This window comes from Serratia proteamaculans (assembly GCF_949794035.1).
GTDB lineage: Bacteria > Pseudomonadota > Gammaproteobacteria > Enterobacterales > Enterobacteriaceae > Serratia > Serratia proteamaculans.
In genome coordinates this window covers 1175982-1191223 of sequence record NZ_OX461105.1, presented here as the reverse complement: position 1 = coordinate 1191223, position 15242 = coordinate 1175982, and the positions used below count along the sequence as shown (strand labels likewise).

12 protein-coding genes are annotated in these 15242 nt (G+C 56.6%); 2 read left to right on the top strand and 10 right to left on the bottom strand.

Features of this window, described 5'->3' with window-relative positions; genetic code table 11:
* Positions 1-39: 39 nt before the first annotated feature.
* Positions 40-1695, bottom strand: coding sequence for a bifunctional UDP-sugar hydrolase/5'-nucleotidase UshA (gene ushA / locus QOT07_RS05500; protein WP_099065349.1), 1656 nt, complete (start codon positions 1693-1695; stop codon positions 40-42).
* Between the two features lie 180 nt (positions 1696-1875).
* Between ushA and QOT07_RS05495 the strand changes: the two genes are divergently transcribed.
* Positions 1876-3096, top strand: a complete 1221-nt coding sequence (locus QOT07_RS05495; RefSeq protein ID WP_099065350.1) for an MFS transporter — start codon at positions 1876-1878, stop codon at positions 3094-3096.
* Positions 3097-3342: 246 nt separating this feature from the next.
* On the top strand, positions 3343-5034 hold the full coding sequence (gene ybaL / locus QOT07_RS05490; RefSeq protein WP_207976210.1) for a YbaL family putative K(+) efflux transporter: 1692 nt from the start codon (positions 3343-3345) through the stop codon (positions 5032-5034).
* Positions 5035-5082: 48 nt separating this feature from the next.
* Here the strand turns inward: ybaL and QOT07_RS05485 are convergent, their stop codons facing one another.
* The 9 genes from QOT07_RS05485 to QOT07_RS05445 form a co-directional block, all read right to left on the bottom strand.
* Positions 5083-6387, bottom strand: a complete 1305-nt coding sequence (locus tag QOT07_RS05485) for an inosine/guanosine kinase (RefSeq protein WP_099065352.1) — start codon at positions 6385-6387, stop codon at positions 5083-5085.
* Between the two features lie 91 nt (positions 6388-6478).
* Complete coding sequence (gene hemH / locus QOT07_RS05480) at positions 6479-7441, bottom strand: ferrochelatase (RefSeq protein WP_099065353.1); 963 nt, start codon at positions 7439-7441, stop codon at positions 6479-6481.
* A gap of 146 nt (positions 7442-7587) precedes the next feature.
* Positions 7588-8736, bottom strand: a complete 1149-nt coding sequence (locus QOT07_RS05475; RefSeq protein WP_283602685.1) for a glycerate kinase — start codon at positions 8734-8736, stop codon at positions 7588-7590.
* Positions 8737-8745: 9 nt separating this feature from the next.
* The gene (locus QOT07_RS05470; protein ID WP_283602684.1) at positions 8746-10011 is read right to left on the bottom strand and encodes a GntP family permease; all 1266 of its coding nucleotides are present in this window, start codon (positions 10009-10011) and stop codon (positions 8746-8748) included.
* A gap of 118 nt (positions 10012-10129) precedes the next feature.
* Positions 10130-11263 (bottom strand): sugar diacid recognition domain-containing protein, encoded by a 1134-nt coding sequence (locus QOT07_RS05465; protein WP_283602683.1) that lies wholly within the window; start codon positions 11261-11263, stop codon positions 10130-10132.
* Between the two features lie 167 nt (positions 11264-11430).
* On the bottom strand, positions 11431-12075 hold the full coding sequence (gene adk, locus QOT07_RS05460) for an adenylate kinase (RefSeq protein ID WP_112347668.1): 645 nt from the start codon (positions 12073-12075) through the stop codon (positions 11431-11433).
* Positions 12076-12278: 203 nt separating this feature from the next.
* The gene (gene htpG, locus QOT07_RS05455) at positions 12279-14144 is read right to left on the bottom strand and encodes a molecular chaperone HtpG (protein WP_283602682.1); all 1866 of its coding nucleotides are present in this window, start codon (positions 14142-14144) and stop codon (positions 12279-12281) included.
* A gap of 144 nt (positions 14145-14288) precedes the next feature.
* Positions 14289-14894: a recombination mediator RecR gene (recR, locus tag QOT07_RS05450; RefSeq protein ID WP_012005576.1), complete on the bottom strand. Its 606-nt coding sequence runs from the start codon at positions 14892-14894 to the stop codon at positions 14289-14291.
* A complete protein-coding gene (locus QOT07_RS05445; RefSeq protein ID WP_012005575.1) occupies positions 14894-15223 on the bottom strand; it encodes a YbaB/EbfC family nucleoid-associated protein in 330 nt (109 codons plus the stop codon). The genes recR and QOT07_RS05445 overlap by 1 nt, the downstream gene beginning before the upstream one ends.
* Between the last annotated feature and the right edge of the window lie 19 nt (positions 15224-15242).

The window sequence follows — 15242 nt, the reverse complement described above, 5'->3', positions numbered from 1 at the left end:
GCCTTAAATTAAAGCAAAAAAAGCCGCCTTTATATTTAGCTACTGATAAACGATCTCGCCCTTCGGCTCATAGGCCGCCGCATCCAGCGGTGAGTGCTTCTCAATGTACTGTTTCAACACTTCGGCATCGATAAAGCCGGTATTGACGTAGCTTGGCAGAGTATCCAGCTTCGGATAACCGTCCCCGCCCAGCGCATTGAAGTTCAGCGTTGCCATACGGTAAGTCTTATCCGCCTGTAGCGGCTCGCCTTTGATTTTGACATTGCTGACACCCTGCTGACCGTCCGCCGTCAGGCTAACGTTGGCAAACTGCGCGTAGGCACCGGAATCCACCTTCATGTTGGCGACTACCGCCAGGTATTTTTCCACCTCGCTGCCTTTCATTTCGACGTAAACCAGCGTATTGCCGAACGGTTGTACCTTCAGCACGTTTTTATAGGTAATGTCGCCGCCTTCAATCGAGTCACGTACCCCGCCCCCGCTCATTACGGCGAAGTCGGCCTCGGCACGTTCCATCTGCGCTGCCAACAGCACGCGCGACAGGTTGGTCTGAACAAAGCGCACCTTGCTGCGATCGCCTTCCAGCTTGCCGTTGACGCTGCCAATTTTTACGTCCAACTGCGCCTTGCCCTTTTCCTGGAACGGCGTCAGCAGTTTCATCATCGACGCATCTTCCGCGATCTGCTGGGTGTAATACACGCGCTCGCTGGTGCCGTCGGCTTTCTCCACCTTCTTCTTCAGATTGACCGGGATCAGCTGATAATGCACCAGCTTCAGTTCACCGTTACGGAACTGGAAATCGGCACGGCCGACATACTTGCCCCACTCGTGCGCCTGCACGATCCAGGTACCGTTCTGACGATCCGGCGAGCACGGGGTGCCCGGCACATAATCCACCTGCTTGTGGTTTTCACCAGCCATACAAACCGGATCCTGCGAGTGGCCACCGACGATCATGTCCAGATAACCGGCAGGTAGGCTGCGCGCCATTTCGACATCACCGGGTGCGTTAGAGCCGTGGTTGCCGTCATCATAATGGCCCATATGAGTCGCGGCGATGATCACGTCAGGCTTCTCGTCCTTACGAAGTTGCTCTACTACCTGTTTGGCTTCCTGCGCCGGCACGTGGAACTCGATGTCGGTGAAATATTCCGGGTTGCCAATCTTGGAGGTGTCATCGGTGGTCAGGCCGATCACCGCAATTTTGATGCCCTGTTTATCGAACAAGGCATAAGGCTTGAACAGACGCTGCTGGGTGCTTTTCTGATAGATGTTGGCCGACAACAGCGGGAAGGTGGCCCACTTCTCCTGCTGGCGCAGCACGCTGAGCGGATTGTCGAATTCATGGTTGCCGATCGCCATCGCGTCATAGCCCACCAGATTCATGCCACGGAAGTCCGGCTCGGCATCCTGCAAGTCGGATTCCGGCACGCCAGTATTGATGTCGCCACCCGACAGCAGCAACAGGCTGCCGCCCTTGGCCGCAACGTCCTGACGGATGCTGTCCACCAGCGTTTTTTGTGCGCCCAGACCATATTCACCGTGGTCGTTCTGCCAAAAATGACCGTGGTGATCGTTGGTGTGCAGAATGGTAATGTCGTAGGTCTTATCCTTTTCCCAGGCGCTGGCGGCTCCCGACAGGAAAGTCAGGGATACGGCCAGGGCACATGCGGTGGTTTTTAACGAAAAGCGCATGGCGAACTCCATATGATAATTAACTGTTTTTTTGAGGTGGACGAAATTGTAGCGCGAAACGAAGGTAACAAATTTCAAATTTTTGCGATATGCGTCAAATTATGTCGGATATGGTAAATAGTGAACAACTTGCCTAAGATATCTGCTCTGTCCTCTAAAACTTACCAGGCTAATAATAAAATGACCGACCGTAGCGAAACTGCCCTGCCACCGGCCAAGAGCAGTGCGGTTAAAGGGACGGCTTTCTCGATCCTCGGAGCCATCAGCGTCTCTCACCTGCTCAATGACATGATTCAATCGCTGATCCTGGCGATTTACCCGATCCTGCAGGCTGACTTCAGCCTCAGCTTCGTGCAAATCGGCATGATTACTCTGACCTATCAGCTCACGGCGTCCTTATTGCAGCCGCTGATTGGTTACTACACGGATAAACACCCGCAGCCTTATTCGCTGCCGATCGGCATGGGCTTTACCCTGTGCGGTCTGCTGCTGCTGTCCGTGGCCAATACCTTCCCACTGGTGCTACTGGCTGCTGCGTTGGTCGGCACCGGCTCGTCGGTATTCCACCCAGAATCCTCTCGCGTAGCGCGTATGGCGTCCGGTGGCCGACATGGCCTGGCACAATCGCTGTTTCAGGTGGGAGGCAACTTTGGCAGTTCCCTCGGGCCACTGCTGGCGGCACTGATTATCGCTCCTTATGGCAAGGGCAATGTCGCCTGGTTCTCACTGGCGGCTCTGCTGGCCATCGTGGTGTTGTTGCAGGTCAGTAAATGGTATCAACAGCAGCATCGTGCGACAAAAGGCCAGCCTAAAGTGGCTTCGATGGTGAAACCGCTGCCAAAACGTACCGTTACCTATGCGATTGGCATCCTGCTGGTGTTGATTTTCTCCAAATACTTCTACCTGGCGAGCATTAGCAGCTATTACACCTTTTATTTGATGCACAAGTTCGGTGTATCCGTGCAGAATGCCCAATTTCACCTGTTTGCGTTCCTGTTTGCCGTAGCCGCAGGCACCATTATTGGCGGGCCTCTTGGCGACAAGATAGGAAGGAAACGTGTTATTTGGGGCTCTATTCTTGGCGCAGCCCCATTTACCCTTGTTTTACCCTATGCATCTCTGTACTGGACTGGCATTTTAACGGTATTTATCGGGGTAATTCTCGCTTCAGCGTTTTCCGCCATTCTGGTTTATGCCCAGGAACTGATCCCCGGCAAAGTGGGTATGGTTTCCGGCTTATTCTTCGGTTTTGCTTTTGGTATGGGCGGGTTAGGCGCGGCAGTTCTTGGTTATGTCGCAGATTTGACCAGCATCGAGCTGGTCTACCAAATCTGTGCTTTCCTGCCGTTGATCGGCATTATCACTGCTCTACTGCCAAATACGGACCATAACGCCAAATAACCCTGTTGAAACCCCGGTTGTAATCCATCGTTCAACCGGGTCATCTCCCACACAATCCCATGTTATTTGACTTATTAAGTGTTAAATCCCCTTACTGGCGTGCCAAAAGCGGAATCCTCTGCTTTTTCGCAAAATAGCTATATTTAGCTAAGCAAGGCGCGAACAAATGCAATAAACTAAATGTATCTTTTCGTAACTCTGTTGCGTTTCCCTCTCTGCTGCGATGCATAACTAGAAGGAGTCTGGATGCATAATTCAACACCGCTAATCTCCACCATTGTCGGAGGGTTAGTACTCGCCTTCCTCTTCGGTATGCTGGCAAATCGCCTGCGCATCTCCCCACTGGTGGGATACCTTGCCGCAGGCGTACTCGCCGGCCCGTTTACTCCCGGTTTTGTTGCCGATACCTCGTTGGCTCCAGAACTGGCGGAAATCGGTGTGATCCTGTTGATGTTCGGTGTTGGCCTGCATTTCTCCCTTAAAGACCTCCTCGCAGTAAAACATATCGCCATTCCCGGTGCCGTCGCGCAAATTGCCGTCGCCACCCTGCTCGGTATGGGGCTGTCAAAGCTATTGGGTTGGGATTTGATTTCCGGCCTGGTGTTCGGGCTCTGTCTGTCCACCGCCAGTACCGTGGTGCTGTTGCGCGCGCTGGAAGAACGCCAGTTGATTGATAGCCAACGCGGGCAAATTGCCATTGGCTGGCTGATTGTGGAAGACCTGGCGATGGTGCTGGCGCTGGTACTGTTACCGGCCTTTGCCAACATGCTGGGTAACGACAACGCCAGCAGCAGTCAGTTGCTGATCGAGCTGGCCATTACCATCGGCAAGGTTATCGCCTTTATGGCACTGATGATTGTGGTTGGTCGCCGTCTGGTGCCGTGGATCCTGGCGAAAACCGCCAGTACCGGCTCACGCGAGCTGTTTACCCTGGCGGTGCTGGCGCTGGCGCTGGGCATTGCCTACGGCGCTGTCGGCTTCTTTGACGTTTCCTTTGCCCTGGGGGCCTTCTTCGCCGGTATGGTGCTGAACGAGTCGGAGCTGAGCCACCGCGCCGCCCACGACACGCTGCCGCTACGCGATGCGTTTGCCGTACTGTTCTTTGTCTCGGTCGGCATGCTGTTTGATCCGATGATCCTAATCCGCGAACCGCTGGCGGTGCTGGCAACGCTGGCGATTATCGTGTTCGGTAAATCAGCCGCGGCGTTCCTGCTGGTGAAAATGTTCGGTCACTCCAAGCGCACCGCGTTGACCATCTCCGCCAGCCTGGCGCAAATTGGCGAGTTCGCCTTCATTTTGGCAGGGCTGGGGATCACGCTGGGCATGATGTCGGAGCACGGTCGCAATCTGGTGCTGGCTGGGGCTATCTTGTCGATCATGCTTAACCCGCTGCTGTTCACCCTGCTCGAGCGTTATCTGGCCAAGACGGAGACCATAGAAGACCAAATCCTGGAAGAAGCGGTAGAAGACGAGAAGCAGATCCCGGTCAATATGTGCAACCATGCGCTGGTAGTCGGCTATGGCCGCGTAGGCAGCCTGCTGGGGGCCAAGTTGGCCGAGGCCGGCGTTCCGCTGGTGGTGATCGAGAATTCCCGTCCACGGGTTGAGGCGCTGCGTGAACAGGGCATCAAAACGGTATTGGGCAATGCCGCCAATCCGGAAGTGATGGATCTGGCGCGACTAGACTGCGCTCGCTGGCTGTTGTTGACCATACCCAACGGTTACGAGGCCGGTGAGATCGTAGCCTCTGCGCGAACCAAGCGGCCTAATATCGAGATTATTGCCCGGGCGCACTACGATGACGAAGTGTCGTATATCTCCGATCGCGGCGCGGATCAGGTGGTGATGGGCGAACGGGAAATCGCCAACAGCATGCTGAATATCCTTAAACTGGATACGCTGACTGAAGAAGAGAAAATGGGCGGTTGCCCGATCTGATGTGACAAGCGATGTAAAAAAGGTCCGGCTCGCCGGACCTTTTGTTTTTTACCGTTCCCAGTAAGACTCTTCCAGACTGTCTTCCCGCTCCGGCAAGCCGCGCGTCAGGCGCGGTGAATGCTGGTTCAGCACCTGATAGCTGACGCGGTTGGCGTATTTACACACCTGCGCCAGCGAGGAGTAAGTCAGGTAACTGCGAACGTGCTTGCTGGAGTTCGGCACGTTATTACGGTGAAAACCGTTGGCGGCAATATCATGCAGCAGCGCCGACAGCGCGCCATCACCGGCACCGTTGGTGTTCATGATTTTCTCAGGCCCACCCATGTATGGCGCAATGTGCGAATAGATGCGGAACGGGCTCTCACAGCTTTCACGGCGCATCGCGCGGCTGAACTCATAGCGGTTGAATTCGGCGATATGCCCCGGCAGCAGCGGATGCTGGGTTTCCCGCTTGTTGGACTCTTCGGTGTAACCCGCCATATACAGGCCGTTTGGCCCGGCGGTGCACAGCACCAGATCGACCCATTCCAGCGCCATATCCGAGGCGGTCAACGGATCGCTCAGCCCGGTCAGTTCCAGCGCTTCATCTTCGTTCATCGCCAGGATCGACACGTGCTGTTTCAGGAAGTCGCGCCACCACTGCGGGTTATCGGCAATCACGTACTTGGTGCCGAGCGTCAGAACCACCGGCACGTCGTGCTTTTTGGCAAACGCGATCGCCTGCATGGTGGCCGCCGGCATCGGTTCCCCTTCCTTGCAACGCACCAGGTAGGACGTCAGTACCAACGCCGAAGCGCCGGCAATCACTTCTTCCGTGACGCTTTCCGGCCGCAGTTGGTTCATCTGTCCCGGGCTGATGGCGAAGGTTCGCTCACCGCTTTCACCGATCAGCGTGAAGCAGCGGCCAATGGCACCGTCAACGGCCTGCAGATAGTTAAGATCGGTACGGCTGGAGGTATTGCACAGGTAGCGGTAGGCGTAGCTGCCAATCTTGATATTGCTGCACATCACGCCGAGCAGTACCGAGCGGTCGTCCGCCAGCACTGAATAGTTGTGCAGGGTATTGCCGATAGTGCCGCCGGCAAACTGATGGGTGATTAAATTTTTGTCGATCAATTCCTGATACAACGCCTCGGCGACGTCATCTTCGATCACCAGGGAATGCCCCAGACTCAGGCCATAGCGCTGGACGAAGCTGTCATCCACTTTTGCTTCGATATCCACCAGCGTCTGGTCAATACCGACGACATAGGAGGTGCTGATTTCATTTTCGGGCTGAGCTTGCTGCAAGAGCGGATCGCGGGCGTTCACCGGAAAATAGTGTTTGGACTTACGTTTACCAGGAAATTTCATTTAATTGGCGGCAGTGGCAGTTAACAGGCAGAGAATGTTAGCACATTCCTGCCTGATTGATGATGGCTGTCACCATTTTGCATGCTGAGGATCAGAAGCGTTGCGCCACCAGTTGCTGCATCATATCAATGTGCGCCGGCTCGTCGTTCAGCGCAGAAATGTACTCGAACTTCTCACCGCCGGCCTTGAGGAAAATCTCACGGTTCTGCTCTTTGATCTCTTCCAGCGTTTCCAGGCAGTCCGCCGAGAAGCCGGGACAGATCAGCTGAATATGCTTAACGCCCTGAGCCGGCAGGCCTTTCAGGGTTTCGTCGGTGTAAGGCGTCAGCCAGGGCTCACGGCCAAAGCGCGACTGATAGGTCATCATCACCCGATCCGGCGCCAGCGGTAATGTCGCCGTCAGAGCACGTAACGTGTCTTCACAACGCTGCGGATAATCGTCACCGAGGCGCGCATAGCGCTTGGGGATGCCGTGGAATGACAGCACCAAACGATCCGGCTGACCATGCTCAGCGAACGAATGCTCAACGCTCTGGCGCAGCGCGGCAATGTAGGCCGGGTGCTCGGCATAATCGCGGATAAAGCTGACTGACGGCAGACGGCGGTAGCCTTTCAGTATGCGCGCCACCCCGTCCCACACCGCAGCGCTGGTCGAACAGGAGTATTGCGGATACAACGGCAGCACCACCAGGTTAGTCACCCCTTGTGCCAGCAGCTTGTCGATCGCCTCGGCCAGGCTCGGGGAGCCGTAGCTCATACCCAGTTCAACCGGCGTGTTCGGCATGCGTGCGGCCAGTGCACGCTGCTGACGGCGGCTGTAAACCAGCAACGGTGAACCTTCGTCCATCCATACCGACTGATACAGCTTGGCAACCCGCGGTGAGCGGATCGGCAGGATCGCTCCGTTGAGGATCGGCCACCAGATTAGAGGGGCAGTATCCACCACACGGTCGTCACTAAGAAATTCCTTCAGATAGCGTTTTACCGCCGACGAGGTCGGAGCATCTGGTGTGCCCAGGTTCACCAGCAATACTCCGTGTTTCTCTTGCTTCATCTCAGTTCCCCTTGATTCCTTGCAAGCTAACCCCCCGTTCTGGGTCAGGGGATTAACCTCGATTAATGGCGCCTATTGTAACGGAAAAGCGCCTCATCGGAACCGATATCAGCAACAGGTAGTGCCCATGGTAAAAGAGGTTGACCTCAGCCTTGTGCCAGCCGCCAGACCGCCGCCACGTTACGTGCCGTCACCTCCAGGTTAGTGGCCGCATCCGTCAGGGCCTCTTCCAGCGTGACGACGCGATCGAGCACCGAAAAGGCCGCGTCAATGCCATGTTGGTGCACCACCTGATAATCTTTCGACAGGCTGCCCGCAATGCCGATCACCGGCAGGCCGTAGCGTTTGGCTATCCGTGCCACGCCAATCGGCGTTTTACCGTGGATCGACTGGCTGTCCAGCCGCCCTTCTCCGGTGATCACCAGATCGGCATCACGCAGCGCCTCTTCCAGCCGTAAGGTTTCAATCACGATCTCAATTCCCGGTCGCAGGCGGGCGTTGAGCATGCCGAGCAATGCCGCCCCCATTCCGCCCGCCGCACCGGCACCCGGCGCATTGAGCACCTGACGGCCGGTAGCCTGCTCCAGCAAGCGGCCGAAATGGCTCAGTGCCGCATCCAACTGCGTCACCATCTCCGGCGTGGCGCCCTTCTGTGGGCCAAACACCGCCGAGGCACCATGCGGGCCACACAAAGGATTATCCACGTCACAGGCGGCCGTCACGCTCACCTGCTGCAGGCGTGGGTCCACCCCAGAAAGGTCAATTTGCGCCAACCGGGCCAGCGCCGCGCCCCCCGGTGCCAGCGGCTGCTGGTTGTCATCCAGCAGCCTGGCGCCCAGCGCCTGCATCATACCGGCACCACCATCGTTGGTAGCGCTGCCGCCGATGCCCAGAATAATCGCCTTCACGCCGCGCTCCAGCGCCGCCAGGATCAATTCACCGGTACCGTAACTGGTGGTAATGCGCGGATCGCGTCGACCATTAGGCGCCAGATGCAGGCCGGAAGCGGCCGCCATCTCAATCACGGCGGTTCTCCCCTCCCCCAGCAAGCCGTAAAAGGCAGATACCGGCTGGCCCAGCGGGCCAGTCACCTCAACGCTGACGATTTCTCCGCCGGTAGCCGCCACCATCGAGTCCACCGTCCCTTCGCCGCCGTCCGCCATCGGCAACTTCACATACTGCACCTGCGGGTAAATCTGGCGGAATCCGCGCTCGATGGCCTCGGCCACCTCCATCGCACTCAGGCTCTCTTTAAACGAGTCTGGAGCAATAACCACTTTTTTCAGCGTTTTCATCAGTATTCCTTATCCCGCCAGATTAAATACGCCAAACATCAGCGCCGAGACGGCCGCGATGGTAAAGCCGATCAGGGTTTCATACGGCAATAGCTTCAGCCGTTGATGGACTGCCATATTGACGCTGCCACCGGTAGCGTGGAAGAAGCTGCCGTGTGGCAGGTGATCCAGCACCGTCGCACCGGCATGGATCATCGCCGCACCGGCCAACCCGCTGACGCCCAGCTCCAGCAAGGTACTGCTGAATACCCCGGATGCCACGGCGGTGCCGGCAGTGGTCGAGGCCGTCGCCATCGACATCAGCGCCCCCGAGAGCGGTGCCAGCAGCCAGGCCGGCATCCCGGTGTGGGTCAATCCGTTAATCAATGCGTCCTTCAACGCCGAGTTGGCGATAATACCTGCCAGCGTACCCGTGCCGAGCAGCATAATGGCCACCGGTGCCATACGGCTCAGGCCAGAAACCATAAATTGATTACACTGGCGAATACGCCCCATCAACAGGGCCCCGACCAATCCGCCAGCCGGTAATGCAATCAGCGGATCAACTGCGATACCGGCGATCGGTCGCAGCGACAGCAGCACAATGGCAACCAACGGCGCGCTGATCGCCGCCGCAAAACCTGGACGAGATCCTTCGGCATGCTGAGTCAGTTCCTCTGCCATCACCTTTTCACCCTTGTTACTCAGGCGACGGGCCAGCAGATAGGCCACCACCAACCCACACAGGCCGGGCACGATACCGGCCATCATCACCGAGGTCAGCGGCACATGGAAGTTGTCGGCAGCGGCAATGGTGTTCGGGTTGGGCGACATCACGTTACCGGCCTTGCCGCCGCCGATCATCGCCAACAGGATGGCCCCCCTTGAGATCCCGGCCTTCTGGGCAATGGAGAGTGCAATAGGCGCCACGGTGATCACCGCCACGTCGATAAATACCCCAACCGCCGTCAGGATCAGTGTAGCTATCGCCAGCGCCAGCAGCGCTCGGGTTTCCCCGACCTTGCGGACAATGGTTTCAGCAATGGTGTGTGCCGCGCCAGACTCAATCAACACCCCAGCCAGCACCCCCGCCGCCAGAATGCGCATCACGGCGTTGGTGATGCCCTGAGCGCCGGTGATCATCAGCGTCACGGTCTGTACCAGATCGGCGCCGCCGCATAATCCACCGGCCAGTGCACCGGCAATCATGCCGTAAGCCGGCGGGACCTTGCGTAAAATCAGAACGATAGCGACGACCAATGCCACCAGCGCCCCCAATGTAGATACCGTTATCATTATTATTTTCCCCGTTGTTGGTGTGGGGAAAACATATCCTGAGCGCCGAACATTAGCGTGAGAGGAAGCCACAAAAACCCGTCGGGCGGTACGCCGGAAAGTTGTGGTTTCACACAATTCAGTCGTGCATCAGCATGCCGATATACAACTGCAATGCATCAGTTAACTGGTTGATTTTCAATCCGGTAATGACCTCAATACGCTGCAGGCGATAACGCAGGGTGTTGACGTGGATATGAAGCTCGGCGGCGGTCTGCGTCTGATCACAATTCCGCGAAAAATAGTGTCGCAGGGTGCTGCGCAGTACCCCTTTTTCATCGCTGGCCTCCAGAGTCTGCCAGGGGCGAGACAGTTCCTGTGCCCGCCAGTCCTCACCCAAATCACACAGCAATGAGGGCAGAGGATAATCTTGATAGAACAGCGTCTTGTGACGCAGTTTCAGCCGCTGCGCCATCGCCTGCGTGGCGCGGGCGGTCAGGTTTGAGCGATGCAGTCCCGTTTCACCACTAAAAAAACCGCCAATAATCAAACGCAGGTTGAAACGAGACTGCAGCTGGCTTTGCAACTGCTGTGCCTGCTTGCGTTCCTGCTTCAAACTCCACTCCCCCTGCACCAGGCTAGCGGGCCGCAGCAGGATCATTTCGTTGAAGCCGGTGATGGTGAGCAGCGCTTCGCGCTGGGTGTGTTCCAGCTCCGTCAGCAGTTCACGCAGCAAATGCGGTTGCGGCTCCTGCAACTCCACGATCCAAACAATGCGCGGCAGTTGCAGATCCAGTCCCAGATAAGCGGCCATGGCCTCCAGTGAGGCCGATGCCGGCTGCGGCTGCAGCAACTGGTTTGCCAGCTCCTCGCGGTAGCGCTTTTCCCACTGGTTTTGGCTCAGCAGTGCCGCCTGCTCCACCATCAGCTCAGCCGCCATTTTTACCAGCTCGGCATAGGCGCGCACTTGGGTTGGCTCACCGGAAATGCCGATCACCCCTACCTGCTGGCTACGAAAACTGAACGGCAGATTGATACCTGGACGCACGCCCTTCAGGTGCGCAGCGGTGACCGCATCGATTTCCACCACCCGATTTTCGGTCAGCGCCAGTACCGCGCCCTCATGGCGCTGGAACAGCCGTGAGGGGTTGCCGGAGGCGATGATGACGCCATTGCTGTCCATCACGTTGACGGAATGATTGATGATACCCATCGCCCGCTGCACGATCTGGCGCGCGGTGGATTCTGCCAGCAAATTGGTGGGTCTGAGCATGAGGATGATCCCCGAGGGTTACATGGGGGCAGTTATACGCCATTTATCGCAGATGATTAAAGCACACGGGCGCAACAAGCCACGGCGATCACAGTTCGGCTGGAAAATGGCGAAAAAAAACGCCAGACCGATAGGGCCTGGCGCTATACACCGCAATGAAAAACCGATCAGCCGAGGATGGTTGCCAGTTCAGCGCTCACTTCGGTCACTTTACGGGTGCCGTCGATTTTACGGTATTGGGTGTTGCCTGCTGCAGCTTCTTTGCTGTAGTAGGAAATCAGTGGTGCCGTCATCTGATGGTATTCCACCAGACGCTTACGCACGGTTTCTTCCTGATCGTCTTTACGAGTCGTCAGTTCTTCACCGGTCGCGTCGTCTTTGCCTTCCACCTTCGGCGGATTGAATTTCACGTGATACACGCGGCCAGACGGCGCATGTACGCGACGACCAACGATGCGATCAACGATCAGTTCGTCCGGCACGGCAAATTCCAGCACGTAATCCACGTTGATGCCGGCTTCTTTCATTGCATCAGCCTGTGGAATAGTGCGTGGGAAACCGTCCAGCAGGAAGCCCTTACGGCAGTCTTCCTGAGTGATGCGTTCTTTAACCAGTGCAATAACCAGCTCATCGGTCACCAGCTTGCCGGCGTCCATGATTTCTTTCGCCTGCTTGCCCAGTTCACTGCCGGCCTTCACGGCTGCGCGCAACATATCACCCGTAGAGATTTGCGGAATACCGTATTTCTCCATGATGAATTGAGCCTGAGTACCTTTACCAGCGCCCGGAGCGCCCAGCAGAATGATACGCATTGCGTAAATCCCCTTGCTATGTAGTTTTTATAAAATTGCGAAAACGCTCAACCATACCATTTCAGGGGGGGCTGGCTCAAGGTACGCGAGGAAATCGATTGCGGAGCAGAAGGGACATAAAAGAGGATAAAACATGGAAAATCAGTGAGAAAAGCAAAAAAATACGCCCCCAACCTTTAGGCCAGGGGCGTATAGAGTCACTGTTATGCGGACAACAGCTTATTCATGCGGCGGATAAACTGATTTGGGTCTTCCAGCGTGCCGCGTTCAGCCAGCAGCGCCTGATCCAATAACAGGTCAATCCATTCGGCGAATTGTTCGTTATCGCCCACATCGGATGCGCGTTTGACCAGCGCATGCTCCGGATTCAGTTCGAAAATGTATTGCACGGCCGGCGCTTCCTGGCCCGCAGCGGCAAACAGTTTCGCCATCTGGGTGCTCATTTCATCGGCGTCGGTGATGACGATAGCCGGCGTATCGGTCAGGCGGTGCGTCAGGCGCACGTCCTTCACCCGATCGCCCAGCAGGGTCTTCACGCGGTCAACAAACGGCTCCAGTTGCTTCTCTGCGGCCTTCTGTTCTTCGGTCTCGTCCGCCAGCTTGTCCAGCGCGTCGTCCGCCTTGCTGACCGACTGGAACGGCTTGTCGTCAAACTCGGTCAGATAGCTCATCATCCATTCGTCGATGCGATCGGAAAGCAGCAACACTTCGATGCCTTTCTTACGGAACAGCTCCAGGTGCGGACTGCTCTTGGCGGCGGCATAGCTGTCGGCAGTGATGTAATAAATCTTCTCCTGCCCTTCCGCCATGCGGCCAACGTACTCTTCCAGCGAGACGGTTTGCGCCGAGCTGTCACTCTGGGTAGAAGCGAAACGCAGCAGCTTGGCAATGGTTTCTTTGTTGTTCGCGTCTTCCGCCGGGCCTTCTTTCAACACCAGGCCGAACTGCTGCCAGAACTTCTGGTAGCCTTCCGCGTCGTCTTTGGCCAGTTTTTCCAGCATCTGCAACACACGCTTGGTCAGCGCGCCGCGCAGGTTTTGCGTCACACGGCTGTCCTGCAGAATTTCACGCGAGACGTTCAGCGGCAGATCGTTGGAATCTATCAGGCCGCGCACGAAACGCAGGTAGTTCGGCATGAACTGTTCAGCGTCGTCCATGATGAACACGCGTTGTACATACAGTTTCAGACCGTGCTTGTGATCGCGGTTCCACATATCCCAGGGAGCCTGCGCCGGGATATACAGCAGGCTGGTGTATTCCTGCTTGCCTTCCACCCGGTTGTGGCTCCAGCTCAGCGGATCGGTAAAATCGTGAGCGATGTGCTTGTAGAACTCTTTGTATTCTTCGTCGGTGACGTCGGCCTTGCTACGGGTCCACAGGGCCTGCGCCTTGTTGATTTTTTCCCAGGTAACGGTGCCGTCTTCTTCGTTTTTGCTTTCAATCTCAACCGGCAGTGCGATGTGGTCGGAGTATTTACCGATCACCGAACGCAGACGCCAGGCGTCGAGATATTCATCCTCGCCTTCGCGCAGATGCAGAGTGATTTCAGTACCGCGATCTTCTTTGCTGACATCGGCAATGGTGTAATCGCCTTCGCCGACAGATTCCCAGAACACGCCCTGATCGGCGGCTGCACCGGCAGCACGGGTACGCACGGTGACTTTATCCGCCACGATGAACGCGGAGTAGAAGCCCACGCCGAACTGGCCGATCAGTTGGCTGTCTTTGGCCTGATCGGAACCGATAGATTCCAGGAATGATTTGGTCCCTGATTTCGCGATGGTACCGAGGTTTTCAATCACTTCTTCACGGCTCATGCCAATGCCGTTATCGGCAATGGTCAGCGTACGCTGGTCTTTATCGAAAGAAAGACGCACACGCAGCTCGCCGTCACCTTCATACAGCTCAGGCGTGGACAGCGCGCGGAAACGCAGCTTGTCGGCGGCGTCCGAGGCGTTGGAGATCAGCTCGCGCAGGAAAATTTCTTTATTGGAGTACAGCGAATGAATCATCAAATGAAGCAGTTGTTTTACTTCAGACTGGAAACCACGGGTTTCTTGACCTTTCATACTCATTGATTACCTCAAAGACAATAACTACCAAAATCGGACAATGAGGATCAAGTGGGGGTCAGGGTATTGTTTTTCAAGCGAGTGGAGGGAAATTTTTGCAGAATAACTGACGGGGCCGGATAGCCCCGTCAGAGAAAAGCATCAGAACTTGATAACGTGGCGACCGGCCAGGGAATGTGACAGCGTGGTGCCGTCAACCATCTCCAGCTCACCACCCACCGGCACGCCGTGGGCAATGCGGCTGGCCACTACGCCATACTGACCACACATTTCGGCGATGTAGTTGGCGGTTGCGTCGCCTTCCACCGTCGGGTTGGTTGCCAGGATCACTTCGGTAACGCTTTCTTTTTCCAGCCGTTGCTCCAGCCGATCCAGACCGATATCACCAGGGCCAATGCCGTCCATCGGCGACAGGTGGCCCATCAGCACAAAGTAGCGCCCGGCGAACTGGCCGGTCTGCTCGATGGCGTGAATATCAGCCGGACTTTCCACCACGCAGATCTGGCCGTTTTGTTGACGGCGCGGATTGGCGCAGATGGTGCAGATGTCCTGCTCGGTGAAGGTGCGGCAATCGGCACAGTGGCCGATTTCCGACATGGCGCGGGTCAGCGCCTGCGCCAAACGCATGCCACCGCTGCGATCGCGCTGCAACAGTTGGAATGCCATGCGCTGCGCCGACTTCGGGCCAACGCCCGGCAGGCAACGCAACGCCTCCATCAATGTTTCAAGGAGCGGGCTGGTTTGCATCAGAACGGCATCTTAAAGCCAGGTGGCAGTTGCATGCCATTGGACACAGACGCCATCTTCTCTTTCTGGGTTTCGTCGATGCGACGTGCTGCGTCGTTGATCGCAGCAGCGATCAGATCTTCCAGCATATCTTTATCGTCTTCCATCAAGCTCGGATCGATCTCCACACGACGGCAGTTGTGCGCGCCGTTGATGGTGACTTTCACCAGGCCGGCACCGGATTCGCCAGTCACTTCCAATTTGGCGACTTCTTCCTGCATCTGCTGCATTTTTTCTTGCATTTGCTGGGCTTGCTTCATCAGGTTGCCCAGACCGCCTTTACCAAACATAGTCGTCTCTCGTCGCTAG

Coding starts and splice junctions, on each gene's coding strand:
- ushA (WP_099065349.1), bottom strand. CDS start 1,695: ATGCGCTTTTCGTTAAAAACCACCGCATGTGCCCTGGCCGTATCCCTG.
- QOT07_RS05495 (WP_099065350.1), top strand. CDS start 1,876: ATGACCGACCGTAGCGAAACTGCCCTGCCACCGGCCAAGAGCAGTGCG.
- ybaL (WP_207976210.1), top strand. CDS start 3,343: ATGCATAATTCAACACCGCTAATCTCCACCATTGTCGGAGGGTTAGTA.
- QOT07_RS05485 (WP_099065352.1), bottom strand. CDS start 6,387: ATGAAATTTCCTGGTAAACGTAAGTCCAAACACTATTTTCCGGTGAAC.
- hemH (WP_099065353.1), bottom strand. CDS start 7,441: ATGAAGCAAGAGAAACACGGAGTATTGCTGGTGAACCTGGGCACACCA.
- QOT07_RS05475 (WP_283602685.1), bottom strand. CDS start 8,736: ATGAAAACGCTGAAAAAAGTGGTTATTGCTCCAGACTCGTTTAAAGAG.
- QOT07_RS05470 (WP_283602684.1), bottom strand. CDS start 10,011: ATGATAACGGTATCTACATTGGGGGCGCTGGTGGCATTGGTCGTCGCT.
- QOT07_RS05465 (WP_283602683.1), bottom strand. CDS start 11,263: ATGCTCAGACCCACCAATTTGCTGGCAGAATCCACCGCGCGCCAGATC.
- adk (WP_112347668.1), bottom strand. CDS start 12,075: ATGCGTATCATTCTGCTGGGCGCTCCGGGCGCTGGTAAAGGTACTCAG.
- htpG (WP_283602682.1), bottom strand. CDS start 14,144: ATGAAAGGTCAAGAAACCCGTGGTTTCCAGTCTGAAGTAAAACAACTG.
- recR (WP_012005576.1), bottom strand. CDS start 14,894: ATGCAAACCAGCCCGCTCCTTGAAACATTGATGGAGGCGTTGCGTTGC.
- QOT07_RS05445 (WP_012005575.1), bottom strand. CDS start 15,223: ATGTTTGGTAAAGGCGGTCTGGGCAACCTGATGAAGCAAGCCCAGCAA.